We start from the raw sequence: 21,574 nt of genomic DNA on the forward strand, positions 1-21,574 counted from the left end.
TCATGAAAAATACAGGTATAAAAATTTCACTGTTTCTGAACTATTTTGTTTTTGCCATTTTACTGAATAGCGTAGGTATCGTTATTGCAAAATCAATAAATGTTTATGGTGTAAGTGAATCTCAGGCATCAGTTTTAGAGGCGTTTAAAGATTTGCCTATTGCCATAATTTCATTTATCGTAGCTTCTTTTTTACCACGTTTCGGTTATAAAAAAGCCATGCTCACGGGGCTGGTAATTGTCTTCTTGGGTTGCTTATTTATGATTTTTGGCAACACTTTTTTTTCTACCAAAATCCTTTTTATGTCGATTGGTGTGAGTTTTGCATTGATTAAATTATCCGTATACTCCTTAATTGGAGTTATAACCAATTCTAAAAAGGAACACTCTTCTCTAATGAGTTCTATTGAGGGTTTTTTTATGGTAGGTATTGCTTTTGCTTATTTTTTGTTCCCTGCTTTTTATTCCGAAACCGATGAAAATGCCTGGCTTAATGTTTACTATGTGCTACTGGTTATAATTGCCTTGGCCTTTGTTTTTCTTTTATTTTCAAAAGTTGAATACACTGTTGATGCTATTGGTTCTAATCTAAAAGAAGACTTGGCACAATCATTAAAACTTATCATTGTACCCTTAGTGTTGGTCTTTTTGGCCTCAGCTTTCTTTTTTGTGATGATCGAACAGGGTATTATGACTTGGTTGCCCAGGTTTAATGAAAAGATTTTTAGGTTCGATGAGGTATTAGCAACGCAAATGGCCGTAATATTTGCCTTGTCACTGGCCGTTGGAAGGTTTATAGCCGGCTACTTGACCAAAAGAATGTCTTGGGTGTTTTTGGTAATTGTTTGTGTTGTTATTTCTGGTGGTATTCTCTTAGCAGTTTTACCGCAATTAAAAGTAGATGGTGATACTTTGGTTGAGATTAAAAGTTTAGGAGATGTACCGATTTTAGGATTCGTTTTGCCGCTAATAGGCCTTTTTATCGCACCGATATATCCTTTGTTGAATTCTACAGTGTTAAGTTCGCTGAAGAAAAGTCTTCACTCTCCAATGTCGGGATTAATAATTATTTTTTCCGCTCTAGGGGGCACCTTAGGTTCAAGAATTGTTGGTGAATTGTTCGAAAGCATTGGCGGGGCGAACGCGTTTTATTTTCTATTGATTCCCATGTTCTTATTGATAGTATTTGTTTTATTGATTGATAGAATTTCTAAGAAACAAACGGCAGTAGATTCATGATATTTAAATTACCAATAGAAGAAACCCTAAACAAATTATTACTTCAAGAGGATACCGATAAGGATAAAAAAATCACCAAGGAGGATAAAGGGCCAAAAAAATTCACTATAAGCTCTAAAGATGGAAAGGATTATGAAGTAAAAGGAACCTATTTCTTATCAAACCTTTTGCAGGAGCTAGCTTTGGAAAAAAAGTTGGGGAAGTCCGAGGCAATAATCCCATTACACAAAATTGAAGAAGCTCCTTCTTCTAGAATTTCTAGAATGATCAAGGATTATTTCTGGGATGATTTAACGCGTACTATCGATGAAAAAGGCCTTAATGCCATTCTTTCTGACGATAAGACCTCCGGCGGCATACAACGATTATATGTTCCTCATGATGATGAAATCGGGAAAGCTTATTTCAAAAAAATTCAAAAGCAAAAAGGAAATGTGCAGGTTGAGGTTCTACCTGAGAATATTACGTCAGAATATGTAAAATCAATAAATACAAAACCGGGTATACTTGCACTAAAATTAGAAAATGATAAAGGCGTTCCCTTTGTTGTCCCTGGTGGAAGATTTAATGAAATGTACGGATGGGACAGTTACTTTGAGGGTGTTGGCCTTCTTTTAGATGGCAGGTTGGATTTGGCTAAAGCCATGGTTGATAATTTCTGTTATCAAATTAAGCACTACGGTAAGATTTTAAATGCAAATCGTTCCTACTATCTAACTCGAACGCAACCTCCTTTTTTAAGTTCTTTTATTAGAGAGGTCTATGAAACGGATACTTCTATCGGATTAGATTGGCTTTCTTCGGTTTTGAAAATTGCAATTTTAGAATACAATTCGGTTTGGATGCTTCCTGAAAAACGGCTTACATCTAACGGGCTGAACAGATATCTGGCTGAAGGTATCGGTATTCCGCCAGAAACCGAACCTGAGCATTTTGATGAGGTACTAGCTGAGTATGCTGAAAAACACGAGCTTTCTGTAATGGAATTTGAAGAAAAATATGCTTCTGGTAAGTTAACGGATAAAGATTTAGATACCTATTTTATACACGACAGAAGCTTGCGTGAAAGTGGTCATGATACCTCATGGCGTTTAGATGATTGTTGTGCTGATTTAAATACCGTAGACCTAAACTCACTTTTGTATAAATATGAAACAGATTTTGCCCATTTAATTTCAGTTTATTTTAATGGAGAGTTGGTGGATGGTAAAGGGGTGAAAACTACAGCTGGGTTTTGGTCGAAAAGAGCTGAAGAGCGTAAAAAATTAATGAATTCGTTCTTGTGGGACCCTGATAAGAAAACCTTCTTTGACTACAGTATAGTGTCCGGAGAACGAACCAATTTTGAATCTGCCACAAATTTTTATCCGCTTTGGGTACAGTCTTGTAGTAAAGAACAAGCCGATTTGTTAGTAAAGAAATTATGTAAAGCCTTTAAGGCTAAGGGCGGAATTCTTGCAACCACCAAGGCAGCGGTTGAAAAACTGGCTATGGGAAAAGAGCAGAAGCAATGGGATTATCCAAATGGTTGGGCGCCGCATCAGATGTTAATATGGAAAGGGCTTTTAAATTACGGTTTTGAAAAGGTAGCGCATGAATTTATATACAGATGGTTGTGGATGATAACCAGAAATGCAGTGGACTATAATGGTACTATTCCTGAAAAATATGATGTAGTTGCCTGTACGCATAAAGTATATGCAGAATATGGCAATGTAGGTACCGAGTTTGACTACATAACTACTTCAGGTTTCGGTTGGATGAATGCTTCCTATCAATACGGATTAAGTTTATTGCCCAAAAACTTGATTATTAGTTTAGATAAATTAGAAGATCCTGACACTCTTTTTAGCAAAACTTAATCGAATACAATTACCTTTGTTTCTTATCAGTATATGAAATGAGTAAAGAGAAACAACGCCGAGAAGCTTTAGTTTATCATGCAAAACCACAGCCTGGTAAGATTAAAGTTGTTCCCACGAAACCATACGCAACACAACGAGATTTAGCACTGGCCTATTCACCAGGGGTGGCAGAACCATGTTTGGAAATTAGCAAAAACAAGGAAGATGTTTATAAATACACTGCCAAGGGCAATGTGGTGGCGGTCATATCTAACGGTACTGCTGTTCTAGGTTTAGGGAATATTGGCCCTGAGGCCTCAAAACCCGTAATGGAAGGTAAAAGTTTGCTCTTTAAAATTTTTGCTGATATCGATGGTATCGATATAGAACTCGATACCGAAGATGTAGATAAATTTGTTGAAACGGTAAAGATTATAGCGCCGACTTTTGGAGGTATAAATCTAGAGGATATAAAGGCTCCGGAAGCCTTTGAAATTGAACGAAGATTAAAAGAAGAGCTCGACATTCCCGTAATGCATGATGATCAGCACGGTACGGCGATCATATCTGCTGCTGCATTATTGAATGCTCTTGAGCTTACCGAAAAGAAAATGGAAGATGTGCGAATTGTGGTCAGTGGCGCGGGGGCCGCGGCAATTTCTTGTACAAGACTCTACAAGGCTTTTGGTGCTCGGGCCGAGAATATTGTAATGCTCGACAGTAAAGGTGTTATTAGAAAAGATAGAGGTAACCTTTCTTCTCAAAAGGAAGAGTTTGCCTCCGATAGAAATATTTCTACCTTGGAAGAAGCCATGGTAGATGCCGATGTTTTTATCGGTCTGTCTATGGCGAATATTGTTTCTCCAGAGATGTTAAAGTCTATGGCCAAGAACCCTATTGTTTTCGCAATGGCAAATCCTGACCCAGAAATTGAATATGATTTGGCATGTAGTACCCGAGATGATATTTTAATGGCGACGGGGCGTTCAGACCATCCGAATCAGGTAAATAATGTTTTGGGCTTTCCCTTTATTTTTCGTGGGGCTTTAGATGTAAGAGCTACCAAAATAAATGAGGCAATGAAGATGGCTGCGGTTAGGGCTTTGGCCGAACTTACCAAAGAACCAGTACCTGAGCAGGTGAATATTACTTACGATGCGACGAGACTTACTTTTGGTAAGAACTATATAATTCCAAAACCATTTGATCCAAGGTTAATAGCAAAAATTCCTCCTGCGGTGGCAAAAGCAGCAATGGAGAGTGGGGTTGCAAAAGCACCTATAACAGATTGGGATAAGTATGAAGAAGAACTGATGCTTCGTTCGGGCAATGATAACAAAACGGTTCGTATGCTTCATAATAGGGCTAAGGTGAATCCGAAAAGGATTGTTTTTGCAGAAGCTGAGTTACTCGACGTTTTGAAAGCTGCGCAAATAGTTCATGAAGAAGGCATTGCCATACCTATTCTTCTAGGTGATAAGGATATCATCAATAAACATAAAAAAGAGCTGGAGTTTGATGCCGATGTTACCATAATCGACCCAAGATCAGAAGAGTCAAAAACGGTCAGAACCATGTATGCCGATAAGCTTTGGCAACTTCGTAAACGTAAGGGAGAAACCCGATATAGTGCAAAGGTCAACATGGGCAAACGCAACTATTTTGGTGCTATGATGCTAGTCGAAGGCGATGCCGATGGTATGATTTCAGGTTACTCAAGAGCATATCCAAAAGTATTGAAGCCCGTTTTTGAAGTTTTAGGAAGGGCCAATGGTGTAACCAAAGCATCTACGGTAAATATTATGATAACAGAAAGAGGTCCAATGTTTTTGGCAGACACGTCTATCAATATTGATCCGAATGCAGAAGAATTGGCAGAAATTGCCCAAATGACGGCAAACGTGGCTTCTACATTTGGTTTTGATCCGGTAGTGGCCATGTTATCATATACGAATTTTGGTTCTTCAAATCATAAAGGAGCCCAAAAAGTTAGGGATGCTGTGAAAATTCTGCATGAAAAAAATCCTGATTTAGTAGTAGATGGCGAGATACAGACAGACTTTGCACTTAGCCAAGACCTATGTCATAATAATTTTCCATTTTCGAAACTGGCAGGTAGAAAGGTAAATACCTTAATCTTTCCGAATCTTGATGCTGCGAACATTACCTATAAGTTATTGAAAGGGTTGAACAATTCCGATTCTATTGGTCCCATCATGATTGGATTAAAAAAATCTGTGCATATCTTACAGCTTGGGGCTAGTGTCGATGAAATGGTAAATATGGCTGCGGTTGCGGTTATTGACGCCCAAGAGCGTGAGAAACGCAAGAAGGCCAAAATGGGTAAATAGGCTAGTATATAAAATTCACTTTTATAAAATGATACATCACCTTAAAGGAAAATTAGTAGAGAAAAACCCAACTTACGTTGTAGTTGAATGCAATGGAGTAGGTTATTTTTTGAATATTTCTTTACATACATTTTCATTATTACCAAGTGATGAAAATATTACACTTTATACGCATCTTCAAGTAAAAGAAGATTCCCATACACTATTTGGCTTTTCGGATAAAGCAGAGCGCGAAATTTTTAGATTATTACTTTCGGTTTCGGGTATTGGAGCCAGCACTGCCAGAACGATGTTATCTTCCTTGAACCCTACTCAAGTTAGGGATGCAATCGCAAGTGGTGATGTAGCTACAATTCAAGGAATAAAGGGGATTGGAGCCAAGACAGCACAGCGCGTTATTTTAGATCTTAAAGACAAGATTTTAAAAGTCTACGATATTGATGAAGTTTCACTACAATCGAACAATACAACGAAAGAAGAAGCGTTATCTGCATTAGAGGTTCTTGGTTACACAAGAAGACAATCTGAAAAAGTTGTGGAAAGAATACTTTCTCAAGATTCCTCGCTGAGCGTTGAGGGCATTATTAAGTCCGCGCTTAAAAATTTGTAAGTAGTTTGAAGATAGGGGTAAAATCATTTCTTAAATCTAAAAGATTTAGGCAGTTTTTCTTTTGCATTGTGTTTCTTGGTGTCGCTACTACTGCGATGGCACAAGATACCAACGAACAGGCAACGGATTCTGTAAAAACTGGATTTGAAATAGGTAAACTAGTCCTAGAAAATCCTGATAGCATAGTTTCTAAATATACCTACGATGAAAAAATTGATCGTTATGTGTATAAAGAAACTATTGGCGAATACAATATCAACTACCCGTTATTCTTAACTCCAGAGCAGTATTTTGAATTGGTCCGTAAAGAATCGATGAAGTCTTATTTTAAGGAGAAAATAGACGCTTTTACGGGCAGAAAAGAAGGTTCTGAAGAAGCACGTAAAAACCTACTCCCTAATTTTTACGTGAACAACAACTTTTTTGAGTCCATCTTTGGTGGAAATACAATCGAGGTAATTCCCCAAGGTTCTGTGGCGATGGATTTAGGTGTGATATGGCAGAAGAATGATAATCCTGCATTATCCCCTAGAAACCGAACAAACCTTTCGTTTGATTTTGATCAACGTATTAGTTTGAGTATGCTCGGTAAGGTTGGTGAACGACTTCAGGTTTCAGCTAATTATGATACTGAGGCTACTTTCGATTTTCAAAATCTAGTCAAACTTGATTATACCCCAACGGAAGACGATATACTTCAAAAGATAGAGATCGGTAATGTAAACATGCCTCTGAACAGTTCTTTGATTACCGGGGCACAAAGTTTATTCGGCGTTAAGACACAATTACAATTTGGTAGAACTACGGTAACAGCAGTTTTCTCAGAACAACGCTCACAGAACAATACGGTAGTTGCTCAAGGTGGGGGAACACTAAATGAGTTTGCCCTAACAGCTTTAGACTATGACGAAGACAAGCACTTTTTCTTGGCACAATACTTTCGTGATAATTATGATAGTGCCCTTGCGAACTATCCATTTATCCAAAGTCAGGTTCAGATTACACGATTAGAAGTTTGGGTAACCAATAGAAACCAGCAAACGTTAAACGTAAGAAATGTAGTCGCTATCCAAGATTTAGGAGAGGCAGTGTCGGAACAAACCAGAATAGGAAACCAAGGTGGAGCTCCTGCGGGTTTTTTTAATGCCTCTTCCGCGAATGGTCTCCCACAGAACAATGCAAATGATTTTGACCCTGAATTGATTGGAGCTGGTGGAGGCGCTTTGACCAATTCGATTCGTGATATTGCAACTGTAGATGCAGGATTTAATGTTCCTGGATATGTGGTCAACCAAGGGTTTGATTATGCCATACTTGAGAACGCCAGAAAACTGGAGCAAGGAAGAGATTATCAGTTTAATCAACAGTTAGGATATATCTCGTTAAATCAACGCTTGAGCAATGATGAGGTGATCGGGGTGGCCTTTCAATATACTTTTAATGGGCAGGTTTTTCAAGTAGGTGAGTTTGCCAATGGCGGTATAGATGCTACTACAGTTTCCGGAGGTGTAAATCCTATAATAGAAAACAATACGCTAATATTAAAGCTGTTAAAAAGTAATATTACCAATGTAGACGACCCAATATGGGATTTGATGATGAAAAACATCTACGCTACAGGGGCTTTTCAACTAAGTCAAGAAGACTTTAAGCTTAACATTCTATATTCTGATCCTACACCAAGAAACTATATCACTCCGGTAGACCCTAATGCTGGTTGGCCCGCTGGTTTTGAAGATAGAATACTGATCAATATTTTCAATCTCGACAGACTAAATATCTACAATGACGTTCAGGCAGGGGGTGACGGTTTCTTTGATTACGTTCCGGGTATTACAGTAGATACCCAAAGTGGTCGTATCATCTTTACCAAAGTAGAGCCGTTTGGAGAATTCTTATTTGAACAATTAGGCGGGGGTACATATGATGTTGAAAATGATCAAGGGTATAATGTGAATCAACAGCGCTACGTATTTCGAAACATGTATGCGAAAACTAAGGCAGCTTCATTGCAAGATGCTGAAAAGAACAGGTTTCAACTAAAAGGACGCTATAAATCACAAGGGAATAATGGAATTCCTATCGGCGCATTCAATGTTCCAAGAGGTTCTGTAAGGGTTACCGCCGGTGGACGGCAATTGCAGGAGGGTATTGATTATACGGTAAATTATCAGGCCGGTACGGTACAATTGTTAGACCCAAGTTTAGAAGCGTCGAATACACCGATAAATATTTCAGTTGAAAACAACGCTGTTTTTGGGCAACAGACAAGGCGTTTTACAGGCATTAATGTAGAGCACAAGTTTAACGAAAACTTTGTCTTGGGCGGAACGCTTTTGAATCTTAATGAACGACCATTGACCCAAAAGTCCAATTTTGGAGTAGAGCCAGTAAACAATACGATATTTGGTCTTAATGGTAATTTTAGTACAGAAGTTCCCTTTCTGACGCGACTGGCTAATAAACTTCCGAATATCGATACTGATGTTCCGTCTAATCTGTCGATTAGGGGAGAAGTGGCGGTTTTACAGCCTAACTCACCCAAGAATGCCGATTTTCAGGGGGAAACCACTACATATTTAGATGATTTTGAGGGTGCACAAGCTTTAATTGATATTCGTTCTTCACTTGGCTGGTCATTAGCGAGTCCACCATTGGAGTTTGCACCTGGTGGACAGTTGGAAGGAAGTACTCCTGAAGACCCTAACAACTTATTAAATGGTTATGGTAGAGCTAAAATGGCTTGGTACACTATTGATCCTATTTTTTATACCAATCAACGCCCGGCCGGGGTTACGGATAATGATATTTCTTTAAACCCTACACGTAGGGTTTTCATTGATGAGGTATTTCCTCAGGTAAATATTGCGCAGGGTCAGACAACAGTACAGGGAACATTGGATATAGCCTATTATCCAAACCAAAAGGGCCCTTACAATGCAAACCCAAGCTTTGAAATAGAGCAACCTAATGAAAAATGGGGTGGCTTAATGCGTTCTTTGAGCAGTACCAATTTTGAGCAGTCGAATGTAGAATTCGTTCAATTTTGGGTTTTAGATCCTTACGTTGATGGTATCACCCCAAATACGAATGCCGGTGAATTGGTGTTGAATTTGGGTAACATTTCAGAAGATATTCTTAAGGATGGTAAAAAACAGTACGAGAATGGGTTACCAGGTGTAGGTAGCAACGATTTGGTCGCCCCAACATCTTGGGGTGAGGTGCCAGCAACGCAATCATTAGTCTATGCTTTTGATGCTGACGAGACGAATCGAAGCTTACAAGATTTAGGATATGATGGTTTGGCCAATGCAGAAGAAGCGGCTATATATAATGGTCCGGCAGAAGATCCGGCTTTAGATGATTTTCAGTATTATTTAAATAGAGAAGGTGGTATACTTGAAAGATATATCGATTTTAATAACCCTGATGGTAATTCTCCCGTTGCAGTGACCAATACCAATAGAGGCTCAACAACTTTACCCGATGTAGAGGATATTGATCGTGATTTAACAATGAACACTGTAAATAGCTATTATGAATATCGTATTCAGATTAGACCTAATACAACCATTAATGATCAATACGTTACGGATATCAGAGAAGGAGTAACTCCTGAACTTCCTAATAATACCCAGTTAAATAGAAGATGGATTCAATATAAAATTCCTTTAAGCGATTTTACAAATGCAGTAGGCGGAATTACCGATTTTCGTTCCATAAGTTTTATGAGAATGTACCTAACCGGTTTTACCGATGATGTGGTGCTTCGTTTTGCAACCTTAGATTTGGTAAGAGGAGATTGGCGTAGTTATACCAACACCTTGCAACCAGGTGTTGATGATATACCTGGCGACGATGGTACGATTACAGATGTAAACGCGGTAAATATTGAGGAAAATGAGCAGCGTACCCCAATCCCTTATGTATTGCCTCCAGACGTTGTTCGTGAGCAATTGAACAATAACAACACGATTATCAATCAAAATGAACAGTCGTTATCTTTTGTGGTCGAAAATTTAGAATCTGAAGATTCGAGAGGTGTTTTTAAAAATGTAAACATAGATGTACGACAGTATGAGCGTATTAAAATGTTTATGCATGCTGAAAAAATAGTGGATAGCGATTATTCTAATGACGATACTCCATTAGTAGGGTTTCTAAGAATTGGAACCGACTTTTCAGAGAATTTTTATCAGATAGAATTGCCCTTACAGTTTACTCCTTTTGGTTCAGGAACGGCTGAAGCGGTCTGGCCAGAAGTGAATGAGCTTAATATTGCTTTGTCTGATTTGAACAAAGTAAAATCTCTTGGCATATCCAATGGAACCTTAAATGATATTAACTATTATGAAGTTGTAGATGGAGAAGTGGTTCCGGTTAGTGAATTCGCACCTAGAACTTTAGGTAGAAACAGAATTGGTATTCGTGGAAACCCTTCTTTGGGAAGTATACGAGGTATGATGATTGGGGTAAAAAATGATGATGATTTGCCTGCAAGAGGTGAAGTATGGTTCAACGAACTGCGTTTAGCCGGATTGGATAATAATGGCGGATGGGCAGCAGTAGCGGCTATTGATGCGAATATGGCCGATTTTGCAAATGTAACTGCAACTGGTAGTACCAGTACTTCTGGTTTTGGTTCCATAGATCAAATGCCCAATGAAAGGGCTCGTGAAGACGCCATGTCGTATGATGTCGTTACCAATGTAAATGTAGGGCAACTTTTCCCTAAAAAATGGGGACTTCAAATACCTTTTAACTATGGGATATCTGAAACCCTAATCACACCCGAATTTGATCCTGTTTACGATGATTTAAAGTTAGATGATAGAATTGCAGCCGCCCAAACCCAAGAAGAGGCAGAAACTATTCTTGAACAGGCCGAAGATTATACAAAAAGAACGAGTATCAATTTAATTGGTGTTCGAAAAAATAGAGGAGAAGAGGCCGAAGAGAATTTCTATGATATTGAAAACTTTACCTTTAACTATTCGTATAACGAAACAAATCATCGCGATTTTGAAGTTGCCGATTTGCAAGATCAAAACGTGACTACGGGCTTTGTGTACAATCATAATTTTAAACCGGCACCGGTAGCACCTTTTGCAAAAAAAGATTCACTCTTTACAGGTAAATACTGGCAATGGTTAAAAGAACTAAATCTTAATTTACTGCCAACAAGTGTATCGGTTAATGCAAATTATAACCGGTCTTTTAATCAGCAGCGTTTTAGAGATGTTCTAGAGCCTGGTGTAGATGCATTAGACCTGCCTTTATTACAACAACGCAATTACCTTTTTAATTGGCAGTATGCTTTAAACTATAGTTTGACAAAATCGCTACGGGTGAATTTGACCGCTTCGAATAACAATATAGTTCGTAACTATTTTAATATCGATGAAGATTCAGACTCGGGCATTAACCAAGATTTGGATTTATGGGATGGTTTCTTCGATATAGGAGAACCGAACAGGCATTCGCAACAAATGCAGGTAAACTATAAATTACCTTTTGATAAGATTCCGTTTTTAAGTTTTATAGATTCTGAATATTCATATACTAGTAATTTCGATTGGCAACGCGGTGGTGATGCTTTAAATGAAGTGGCCGGTGAAGATATTAATACGGTTCAAAATGCCAATACCCATAACCTGATCATGAACATGCAAATGCAAGGTTTTTACGATATGATCGGTTTAAAAAAGAGGGATGGTAAAATAGCACCTGCTAGGGCCAATCCATTGGCAAGAACTGATAAAGCCGGTAATCCATCTACGAAAGCACAAGATGAAAAACCCAAAAAGAAATCGGGCAAAGGTTTCAACACGCTTGTAGATATCTTGACTATGGTAAAACGTATCAATGTCAACTACAGTGAAAATAATGGTAAAGTGCTGCCCGGTTATACGCAATCCATTGGTTTTATTGGTACAAGAAGACCGTCTTTAGGTTTTGTTTTTGGCAGTCAAAGAGATGTCCGTTTTGAGGCAGCTAGAAACGGGTGGTTAACTACCTTTCCAGAGTTCAATTCGCAGTATCTAGAAAACACGAACAAACAATTAAGTATTGTTGCAACGGCCCAACCGACCCAAGATTTAACAATTGACTTGACCGCTGATAGACGTTTAACAACAAATTATCAAGAGAACTTTCAGGTGAATGATTTGGGCTCCGGGCAGTTTGAATATGAAAATTTGTTGGGTAATAACTTCGGTAATTTTAGTATTTCTACCATGATGATCGGTACTGCATTTGGTAAAAGTGATGAGTTTGATTCCGAGACTTTTGAAGAGTTTAAAGCGAATAGAATTACTGTTGCCAACAGACTGGTGTCTGATAGAAACCAGAATACGGGTAACGTGGATGCAGAAGGATTTCCAGAACGGTACGGAAAAACACAGCAAGAAGTTTTACTTCCTGCATTTTTTGCGGCATATACAGGGCAAGATGTAAATAGGGTAAACCTAGACGCTTTTAGGCAGATACCAATTCCGAATTGGAATATAAAATATACTGGACTAATGAAGCTCAAAAGCTTCAAGAAAAAATTCAAACGCTTTTCATTGAGTCATGGCTATAGGGCTGCTTATAGCATCAATTCTTTTCAAACAAATTTAGAGCGACAAAACGGGGCAATAGATACTGAAACCGGAGATTTCTTACCCGAAAATATCATTAATAACGTGATATTGACCGATGAGTTTAGTCCATTGATGCGTGTCGATTTTGAAATGAAAAATTCGCTGAGTGTTTTGGCCGAGGTGAGAACTGATAGAACCTTGTCGTTAAGTTTTGACAATAATCTATTAACTGAAATAAATGGGAAAGAATACACTGTTGGTCTAGGCTATCGTTTCAAAGATGTGAAATTTGTCACAAATATAGGGGGGCAGAAAACACGTCTGAAAGGTGATTTAAATTTAAAGGCAGATTTATCACTTCGTGATAATATTACAATTATCAGGAATTTGGATATTGATAATAATCAAATCACCTCGGGTCAAAATTTATGGTCCATAAAGTTTACGGCTGACTATGCGCTAAGCAAGAACTTGAACGCCTTGTTCTTTTATGATCATTCTTTCTCTAAGTTCGCGGTTTCCACGGCTTTCCCACAAACTACCATAAATACAGGATTTACACTTAGATACAACTTCGGCAACTAACTTGTTTTTAGTAGCTATGATCTAGTTGAGATTTCTTTTGAAAACTCGTATTTATTCTTATACATTTGTTTGCATATCAAAATAGCATTCAAATGAATATTCCTTCCGAATTAAAGTACACAAAAGACCACGAATGGGTTAAGATTGATGGTGATGTTGCAACTGTTGGTATTACCGACTTTGCCCAAGGAGAACTTGGTGACATTGTTTATGTAGAAGTAGAGACTTTAGATGAAACTCTAGATAAAGATGAGGTTTTTGGCACGGTAGAGGCCGTAAAGACAGTTTCTGATTTGTTTTTGCCGCTTACAGGTGAAATTATAGAATTTAATGAGTCTTTGGAAGATGAGCCAGAAAAAGTGAATTCTGACCCTTATGGTGATGGTTGGATGATTAAGATTAAGATTAGTGATTCTTCCCAAGTGGCCGAATTGTTAAGTGATGCCGATTATAAAGAATTGGTAGGTGCATAAAAAGCATTTATTTACAACTTTGTTTTTAAGCTGGGTGGTGTTAATAACATCACTCAGCTTATTTTCTTTCTCAGGTTTTGATAATGAGAGTGGCATTAGAATACCTCATATAGATAAAATCACCCATTTTATCTTTCACCTAGGTTTTGTGGTATTGGGGTATCTTTTTTTGAAGGAACGTGCCAAAGATGTTTTTAACGAGCGGCAAGCATTAACTAAAATAGTAATGGCAGCTATTGTTTATGGGCTGCTAATTGAAGCATTGCAATATATGATGCCTTTTGGTAGGGCAGCAGAAATTTCAGATGTATTAGCCAATGTTGGTGGTGCAATTTTTGGCTGTTTACTCATTAAAAAGTACTTTTCACTCAGTGAGAAGTTAAAATGACTCATTATAATTGCCATTTTATCGAATTAATATTTAAATTAGCAAACACTAAATCAAATTAATATGGAACCAAAAAAGAATCCAAAAGCTGATGTAGGTAGAAATAGCAGTCTTTATTTCGTTATAGGACTAGCTGCAGTTATGGCATTGGTTTATGGAGCTTTAGAGTATAAGAACTATGACGATGATGGTGGTTATGATATTAGCCTTAATGTAGAAGATCAGTTAGATGAAGAGGTGCCGATGACGGAGCAGATTAAAACGCCTCCACCACCGCCACCGCCAGCCGCTCCAGAGGTAATCGAGGTTGTAGAAGATGAAGAAGAGGTAGAAGAAACGGTTATAGAATCTACTGAGACCAGCCAAGAAGAAGAAGTAATGGAAGTTGAGGATGTTGAGATGGAAGAGGTAGATGAAGACATTTCGGTTCCTTTTGCGGTTATTGAAGATGTACCTGTTTTTCCCGGTTGCGAAAAGGCAAGTAATAAAAAGGCGTGTTTTCAAGAGCAAATGAACAAGCACATACGTAAAAATTTCCGTTACCCTGAAATTGCTCAAGAAATGGGTGTGCAAGGTCGTGTTAGTGTAGTTTTTGTTATTCAGAAAGACGGTAGTATCGGTAATATCAGAATGCGTGGTCCGGATAAAAATTTGGAGGCTGAAGCGTTGCGTATTATTAAAAAACTTCCTAAAATGACTCCTGGTAAGCAAAGGGGTAGGGCGGTAAAAGTGCCATTTAGTATTCCTATAAACTTTAAATTGCAGTAAGCGGATATGCTTTCAATACATAAAAAAAGGCTCGGTTTTCCGAGCCTTTTTTATTGCTATAAATCCAGCCAATTCGTTGCAAAAGAACATGCTCGGCAGTATCTTTGCAGGCCAATAGCGTTTGCGAATGAAGTCTGCTACAGGCACTCTTATCAATTCTGGTTTTTCCTCAGTTCTTTCTGATTTTAAAGAAATCACAAAGGTTCGATTGGCTGTAAGTGTTGTCTTCTCCTCAATAGCAGGATACTTTCTAGGGGCATATGAGTTACAATGGTCCGCTATTTTGCTTTTGGCCTTTGGGGGGTATTGTATGGTAGGTGCCTCTAACGCCTTTAATCAAGTGATAGAGCGAGATTTGGATGCGTTGATGAAGCGAACGCAGAATAGACCTATTCCTTCAGGAAGAATGTCAGTATCTAGCGCTATGACAACGGCAGTAATACTCACTGTTTTGGGCATTGTAGCGCTTTATATTCTTAGCCCTAAAACGGCAATGTTCGGTGCAATTTCCATCTTTTTATATACCAGCGTTTATACGCCGCTTAAAACGAAAACACCGTTGGCGGTCTTTGTTGGTGCAATACCTGGGGCAATTCCATTTATGTTGGGTTGGGTAGCGGCAACCGATGATTTTGGTATAGAACCGGGCACGCTGTTTATGATTCAGTTTTTCTGGCAGTTTCCCCATTTTTGGGCACTAGGTTGGATGTTAGACGAGGATTACAAAAAAGGAGGATTTAAAATGTTGCCTACTGGCAAAAAAGATACGGGTACGGTATTACAAATTATTTTATATACGATTTGGATGATAGTAATTTCCATCATGCCGGTATTTGGGTTCACGGGTAGGCTCCATCTTTCTATCCCAGCGGCAGTAATTGTATTAGTAATGGGTGTTGTAATGCTCATTTTTGCCTTTAAGTTATATGAAAAAAGGGATAACAAAACTGCCAGAAGTTTAATGTTGGCAAGCGTCAGCTATATTACATTAATGCAGATTGTATACGTAATTGATAAATTTATTTAAGGTTTAGGTATGGATTTAACACAAGGTACGGCTAAAGAAAAGCATGAGAGGTCAAAAAAAATGATGCTCTGGTTTGGCATTATTAGTCTGGTTATGGCCTTTGCCGGCTGGACCAGTGCATACATAGTAAGTAGTAAGCGTGAAGATTGGTTAGATAATATAGAACTACCGCAGGCTTTCTTTATCAGCACGGTATTGATAATTATTAGCAGTATCACCTATATTCTGGCAAAAAGAGCCGCAAAAAAGAACTATCAAAAACAAGTGACCAACTTTTTGTTGATTACACTGGTTTTAGGAATAAGTTTTATAGTGCTTCAATTCGTTGGGTTTTCTCAGATGTTAGAGAGCGGTTACTATTTCACGGGGCCTACAAGTAATATAAAAATGTCATATGTGTTTCTTATCGCATTTGTGCACATATTGCATGTAGTTGCAGGACTAATTTCATTATTAGTGGTGATAACCCAACAGTTAAGAAAAAAATATACGCCAGAAAATATGTTGGGGCTAGAATTAGGAGCAACATTTTGGCATTTTCTAGATATTTTATGGGTCTATTTAATCGTATTTATGTTTTTTGTAAAATAAATCGCTTTTGAAAAAGTTTTCAACCCAGAATATCTTTTTCCAATAGCGCAAAAGATGTAAATTTGCTAAAGTTTTATTAAAACGACTTTTTTATGGATACAACGGCAACGACCGGTACTGAAGAAAACGTTTGGGGAGGTGGTAACAAACCCCTAGGAGCTAGTTATGGTAAAATGATGATGTGGTTTTTCATCGTTTCCGATGCATTGACCTTTTCGGGTTTCTTGGTAGCTTATGGATTTTCAAGATTTAAATTTATTGAGACTTGGCCCATAGCCGATGAGGTATTCACCCACGTTCCGTTTTTTCATGGCAACTATCCGATGATCTATGTGGCCTTTATGACGTTTATTTTAATTATGTCATCTGTGACAATGGTTTTGGCTGTTGACGCTGGTCACCATATGAAGCAGAAGAAGGTTATCATATATATGTTTTTGACCATTATTGGGGGTGCTATTTTCGTTGGTTCTCAGGCTTGGGAATGGGCAACCTTTATCAAAGGCGATTTTGGAGCTTTAGAAACCAAAGGTGGTCGCGTATTGCAATTTGTAAAAGCCGATACCGGTGAACGTGCTGCTATTGCCGACTTTGCAGTTATCTTAGAAGAAGATAGAGTGGCCAATACAAGAGATAAAGGTGTGTGGTTTAATGCTGATGAGGCATCTTTGACTTCGCTTTCGTTGAATGAGGTAATTACCGGGTTTAAAGCCAATCCGAATATCCTAATAAGAACTGAGAAGATTAATGAAGAGGGTGAGAAGACACTTTTAAATAGAGAAGAGTCTCTTTTAAAACTTACCGACGCCGTGCGTGTTGTTGAGGGTGCAAATCTTGTTAGAAATGAATATGGTAGTCGTTTGTTTGCAGACTTTTTCTTTTTCATAACTGGTTTTCACGGTTTCCATGTTTTTTCGGGTGTAGTTATCAATATCATTATCTTTTTTAATGTAATTCTTGGTACCTACGAAAAGAGAGGGCACTATGAGATGGTTGAAAAAGTTGGGTTGTACTGGCACTTTGTAGATTTAGTGTGGGTATTTGTATTTACATTCTTTTATTTGGTATAATTTAATTGTCAATCCTTCAGAAATAGGAACTTATAATAAAGCTTACGCGATATGGCGCACGAACATAAATTAGAAATTTTTAGAGGTCTTTGGAAGTTTAAATCGAACACTCAGAAGATTTGGGGTGTTTTGGCTTTTCTAACGCTGGTAACTACGATTGAAGTTGTTTTAGGTATCATAAAGCCTGAATTTTTAATCAAGACTTCTTTCTTGGAAATGAAATTGCTAAACTGGATTTTCATAATTCTAACTTTAGTAAAAGCGTATTATATCGCTTGGGATTTTATGCACCTTAGAGATGAAAAAAGTTCTTTAAGAAGAGCTATTGTTTGGACGCCGATATTCTTGGTAGTGTATTTAATTACCATATTGCTTTTTGAAGCAACGTATATTTATGATGTATTCAAGAATGGCTTTATGGCTTGGGATTTTTAGTATGCTGAACTAGATAAAGTATAGTTAAAAAGACGGTTTTTAAAACCGTCTTTTTTATTTTTGTTTATGCCAAACTTGTTTTGGTATCTGCTTATTTTTATTGAATTTATTTTGTGAAAACATAAAATAATTCGATTCGCTGTTTTATGAAAAAAGTCTTTGTTTTAGTAGTGTTGTTTATACTCCCGTTAGTGGCGTATCTCTTTTTTGCTTCAGGAGTCAATAACTTTGGAAGGTTACCGGTACTAACGGAAAAAGTCTCTGATATTTCCACCATATCCAAAGATTATACTTTTGAAGATAAAATCACCATTTTGGGTTTTGTAGGTAACGATGTTGATCTCGTTAAGGGGAATTTATTTAATCTAAATCAAAAAATTTACAAACGTTTTCACGAGTTTAATGATTTTCAAATGATAATGGTTGCTCCTATCGGGGTTGAAAAAGAAGTTGTAGATCTAAAAGAAGAATTAGGGCAACTGGCAGATGCGAAAAAATGGAATTTTGTATTTGTAGAACCTAAAGAGATAAAGAACCTTTTTGATGGTTTAAAAACTGATTTGTCACTTGATAAAAACCTTGGGAGCCCTAATGTATTTATTATAGATAAAAAATTGAGCTTGAGAGGAAGAGATGATGACGAAGACGAGAAAGTGAAGTACGGTTTTAACACGATATCTGTAGCGGAATTGAATAATAAGATGGAGGATGATGTAAAAATCATTCTTGCAGAATATAGACTAGCCTTAAAAAAGAACAATGCCGACAGGAGCAAATAATAATAAAAAATACACCTATGTATGGGTCTCTTTAGTGATACTTGTATTTGGTATAATTTTTATCCCAAGAATTGTTGACCGTTTGAAAAGTGATTCTGTAGTGGTTAATGATAGGCTGGCAAATGCAAATACCATAAGCGATTTGTCTTATATTATGAATAATGGTAAAAAGCGCAAAGTCCCCAACTTTTCTTTTTTAAATCAAGACAGTGTTTTGATTTCCAATAAGGATTATCTGGGTAAGGTTTATGTTGTCGAGTTTTTCTTTACCACCTGCCCGACCATTTGCCCTATCATGACGCAAAATTTGGTGACGCTACAGGAAACCTTTGAGAATGAAGCAGATTTTGGGGTAGCATCGTTTACCATAAACCCAAGGTACGATACGCCGACCGTTCTAAAGAAGTATGCCCTGAAACATGGGATTTCGAATCCTGATTGGCATTTAATGACCGGTGAACAGAGCGAAATCTATGATCTGGCCAATAAAGGCTTTTACATTATGGCGAATGAAGAGAATGAAGCTCCCGGCGGGTTTGAGCACTCTGGCGCATTTGCCTTGGTCGACAAAGAGGGTTATATCCGTTCGAGAAATGATCGTTTTGGTAATCCGATTATTTATTACCGGGGTACCATAACAGAAAAGCAAGGAGTCAATGATGAGGGAGAGGTACAGCAGATCACATCATTAAAAGAAGACATTAAAAAATTGTTGGCCGAATAAATGAAGACGCAAAAAGTAAATGAGAAAAAAATAAGGGTTTGGATAACTATTTTGTCGATAGCCATACCCTTGGTTGTGGCTGTTCTTTTTGGGTATAAAATACCAAATGCTGAGCCACTCCGTTTTTTACCACCTATTTATGCTACAATTAATGGGTTAACAGCATTATTTCTAATTGCAGCAGTTATAGCCATAAAAAAAGGAAATCGAAAATTACATCAAAAACTTATGACCACCTGTATTTTGTTTTCGGTGGCCTTTTTGGGTATGTATGTGGCATACCATATGACATCTGAATCAACCTCGTACGGTGGTGAAGGCATAAGCAGGTATTTTTATTTTTTTATTTTAATATCACATATCGCACTTTCTATAATTATAATACCATTAGTTCTAATCACTTACAGTAAGTCATACTTTTTTAAAGATTTTGTGGCCCACAAAAAGTGGGCAAGATTTACTTTTCCAATATGGTTGTATGTTGCTGTTACCGGGGTAATAGTTTATTTGATGATATCACCTTACTACCAATGAAAAAAAAGATAATAATAGTATTAATATTGGTTTTGATGCTTTTTCCAGAAATGGTTGAGGCACAGTGCGCCATGTGTCGGGCGGCCTTAGAAAGCGAAGCCGATAATAGCCAAGCAGAGGGTATTAATAATGGCATTGTATACCTAATGGCCATTCCTTATATCTTGGTTGCGGGGTTATTTTTCTTTATTTATCGCAAGTTAAAAACCAGAAGTACAGCGGTTTAACATTTTTTTTACAAAAAAGTGTAACAAATAAGGCTACCTTCAGTCTTATTAAGGTACGGTAACGTATTCATCAATCATCAAAAAACCAACCCAATGTTTGACATCGAGAGATGGCAAGAGATATTTGACACTATTCGCAAGAACAAATTGCGAACCTTCCTCACTGGTCTATCTGTTGCTTCAGGTATTTTTATTCTAGTTATTTTATTAGGTTTTGGGCAAGGCATGCAAAATGGTATTGAGGCCGAATTTAAAGGTGATGCCGCAACCAGTATCTGGGTATGGCCCAATAGAACTACAATTGAATATAAAGGTCTTAATCCGGGAAGAAGAATTCAGCTAAGAAATGAAAATTTTGATGTCATTGAAAATCAAATGGGTGATGAATATGACAGTGGTTCTGTGCTATACTTTCCTAGGGGTGTAAAAGTGGTTTATAACAATGACCTCTTGGTCTATAATGTTGCTGGTACGACCGGCGACTTACAGCCCATTGAAAATGAATACTTATCAGAAGGACGATATATAAACCAGGCAGATGTCGAAAATAATGCCAAGGTAGCCGTTATCAGTAATAAGATCAGAAGAGAAGTCTTTGCCCATGTAGATTCTCCACTTGGAGAGTATTTGACCATTTCTGGAGCAGGATTTAAAATTGTTGGTGTTTTCGGTGAGTACGGTGATGATGAGGGAGAAGAGGAAAGAATATTTATTCCTATCACCACTGCTCAACTTGCTTTTAATGGCAGCGATAAGCTCAATAACTTAAATTATCTATTGCCAGATCAGGGATCGCTCAATGCAACTGTCGCAAATACAGATAGATTCATTAAAGAAATGAAAACTTACCTGAACGAATACCATGGAGTTTCTCCCGAAGATGATAGGGCAATCCGCGTATGGAACCCTATTGAAGAGGCAAAACGCTATTATGGACTCACAGGTAACATTAAATTTTTCTTCTGGTTTGTGGGAGTCTGTACCATAATTGCCGGGGTAGTTGGGGTAAGTAACATTATGTTGATCGTAGTTAAAGAACGAACGAGGGAAATAGGCATCAGAAAAGCTTTAGGTGCCAAGCCATGGGGAATTGTAGCCATGATTTTACAAGAATCTGTTTTTGTTACTGCTATTTCTGGGTTTTCAGGACTAATTTTTAGCATGGCCATTTTAGAAGTAGTGGGCCCTAATGTAGAAATAGATTATGTGGTTAACCCATCGGTGAATTTTACAGTTGCCTTTTCAACGGTGATTGTTTTGGTAGTTGCAGGTGCAATTGCAGGTTTTTTCCCAGCTTGGCATGCAGCTAGAGTACATACTATTGAAGCATTAAGAGACGAATAGCA

General features: G+C 37.7%; 17 protein-coding genes. All 17 read left to right on the plus strand.

What is annotated here, in order from left to right; all coding sequences use genetic code 11:
- Positions 1–2 precede the first annotated feature (2 nt).
- Entirely contained in the window at positions 3–1,238 is a 1,236-nt protein-coding gene (locus ACZ1GR_RS13230) for an MFS transporter (protein ID WP_472609420.1), read from the plus strand.
- On the plus strand, positions 1,235–3,100 hold the full coding sequence (locus tag ACZ1GR_RS13235; RefSeq protein WP_472609421.1) for a trehalase family glycosidase: 1,866 nt from the start codon (positions 1,235–1,237) through the stop codon (positions 3,098–3,100). Before ACZ1GR_RS13230 ends, ACZ1GR_RS13235 begins: the two co-directional genes overlap by 4 nt.
- Before the next feature lie 38 nt (positions 3,101–3,138).
- Positions 3,139–5,433, plus strand: coding sequence for an NADP-dependent malic enzyme (locus tag ACZ1GR_RS13240; RefSeq protein ID WP_472609422.1), 2,295 nt, complete (start codon positions 3,139–3,141; stop codon positions 5,431–5,433).
- A gap of 28 nt (positions 5,434–5,461) precedes the next feature.
- Positions 5,462–6,043, plus strand: a complete 582-nt coding sequence (gene ruvA / locus ACZ1GR_RS13245) for a Holliday junction branch migration protein RuvA (RefSeq protein ID WP_472609423.1) — start codon at positions 5,462–5,464, stop codon at positions 6,041–6,043.
- 5 nt (positions 6,044–6,048) lie between these two features.
- Positions 6,049–13,212 carry a T9SS outer membrane translocon Sov/SprA gene (sov, locus tag ACZ1GR_RS13250; protein WP_472609424.1) on the plus strand — a complete coding sequence of 2,388 codons (7,164 nt, stop codon included), beginning with the start codon at positions 6,049–6,051 and terminating at the stop codon, positions 13,210–13,212.
- A 92-nt stretch (positions 13,213–13,304) separates the two neighbouring features.
- Complete coding sequence (gene gcvH / locus ACZ1GR_RS13255) at positions 13,305–13,685, plus strand: glycine cleavage system protein GcvH (protein WP_377767990.1); 381 nt, start codon at positions 13,305–13,307, stop codon at positions 13,683–13,685.
- Positions 13,678–14,073 carry a VanZ family protein gene (locus tag ACZ1GR_RS13260; RefSeq protein ID WP_472609425.1) on the plus strand — a complete coding sequence of 132 codons (396 nt, stop codon included), beginning with the start codon at positions 13,678–13,680 and terminating at the stop codon, positions 14,071–14,073. The genes gcvH and ACZ1GR_RS13260 overlap by 8 nt, the downstream gene beginning before the upstream one ends.
- Before the next feature lie 63 nt (positions 14,074–14,136).
- Positions 14,137–14,841, plus strand: a complete 705-nt coding sequence (locus tag ACZ1GR_RS13265) for an energy transducer TonB (protein ID WP_377767992.1) — start codon at positions 14,137–14,139, stop codon at positions 14,839–14,841.
- 127 nt (positions 14,842–14,968) lie between these two features.
- Positions 14,969–15,868: a heme o synthase gene (gene cyoE / locus ACZ1GR_RS13270; RefSeq protein WP_472609426.1), complete on the plus strand. Its 900-nt coding sequence runs from the start codon at positions 14,969–14,971 to the stop codon at positions 15,866–15,868.
- 9 nt (positions 15,869–15,877) lie between these two features.
- On the plus strand, positions 15,878–16,459 hold the full coding sequence (locus ACZ1GR_RS13275) for a cytochrome c oxidase subunit 3 (protein WP_377767994.1): 582 nt from the start codon (positions 15,878–15,880) through the stop codon (positions 16,457–16,459).
- A 92-nt stretch (positions 16,460–16,551) separates the two neighbouring features.
- The gene (locus ACZ1GR_RS13280; protein WP_377767995.1) at positions 16,552–17,529 is read left to right on the plus strand and encodes a cytochrome c oxidase subunit 3; all 978 of its coding nucleotides are present in this window, start codon (positions 16,552–16,554) and stop codon (positions 17,527–17,529) included.
- Between the two features lie 51 nt (positions 17,530–17,580).
- On the plus strand, positions 17,581–17,964 hold the full coding sequence (locus ACZ1GR_RS13285; protein ID WP_377767996.1) for a cytochrome C oxidase subunit IV family protein: 384 nt from the start codon (positions 17,581–17,583) through the stop codon (positions 17,962–17,964).
- A 146-nt stretch (positions 17,965–18,110) separates the two neighbouring features.
- Complete coding sequence (locus tag ACZ1GR_RS13290; protein WP_472609427.1) at positions 18,111–18,743, plus strand: hypothetical protein; 633 nt, start codon at positions 18,111–18,113, stop codon at positions 18,741–18,743.
- Entirely contained in the window at positions 18,724–19,467 is a 744-nt protein-coding gene (locus ACZ1GR_RS13295; protein WP_472609428.1) for an SCO family protein, read from the plus strand. Before ACZ1GR_RS13290 ends, ACZ1GR_RS13295 begins: the two co-directional genes overlap by 20 nt.
- Positions 19,468–20,001 carry a DUF420 domain-containing protein gene (locus ACZ1GR_RS13300; RefSeq protein WP_472609429.1) on the plus strand — a complete coding sequence of 178 codons (534 nt, stop codon included), beginning with the start codon at positions 19,468–19,470 and terminating at the stop codon, positions 19,999–20,001. It begins immediately after the preceding gene.
- Positions 19,998–20,228, plus strand: a complete 231-nt coding sequence (locus ACZ1GR_RS13305) for a hypothetical protein (protein ID WP_377768000.1) — start codon at positions 19,998–20,000, stop codon at positions 20,226–20,228. Before ACZ1GR_RS13300 ends, ACZ1GR_RS13305 begins: the two co-directional genes overlap by 4 nt.
- A 93-nt stretch (positions 20,229–20,321) precedes the next feature.
- Positions 20,322–21,572: an ABC transporter permease gene (locus ACZ1GR_RS13310; RefSeq protein ID WP_377768001.1), complete on the plus strand. Its 1,251-nt coding sequence runs from the start codon at positions 20,322–20,324 to the stop codon at positions 21,570–21,572.
- The last annotated feature ends 2 nt before the right edge of the window (positions 21,573–21,574 follow it).

The sequence above is a fragment of the Croceitalea sp. W27 genome (assembly GCF_055693185.1).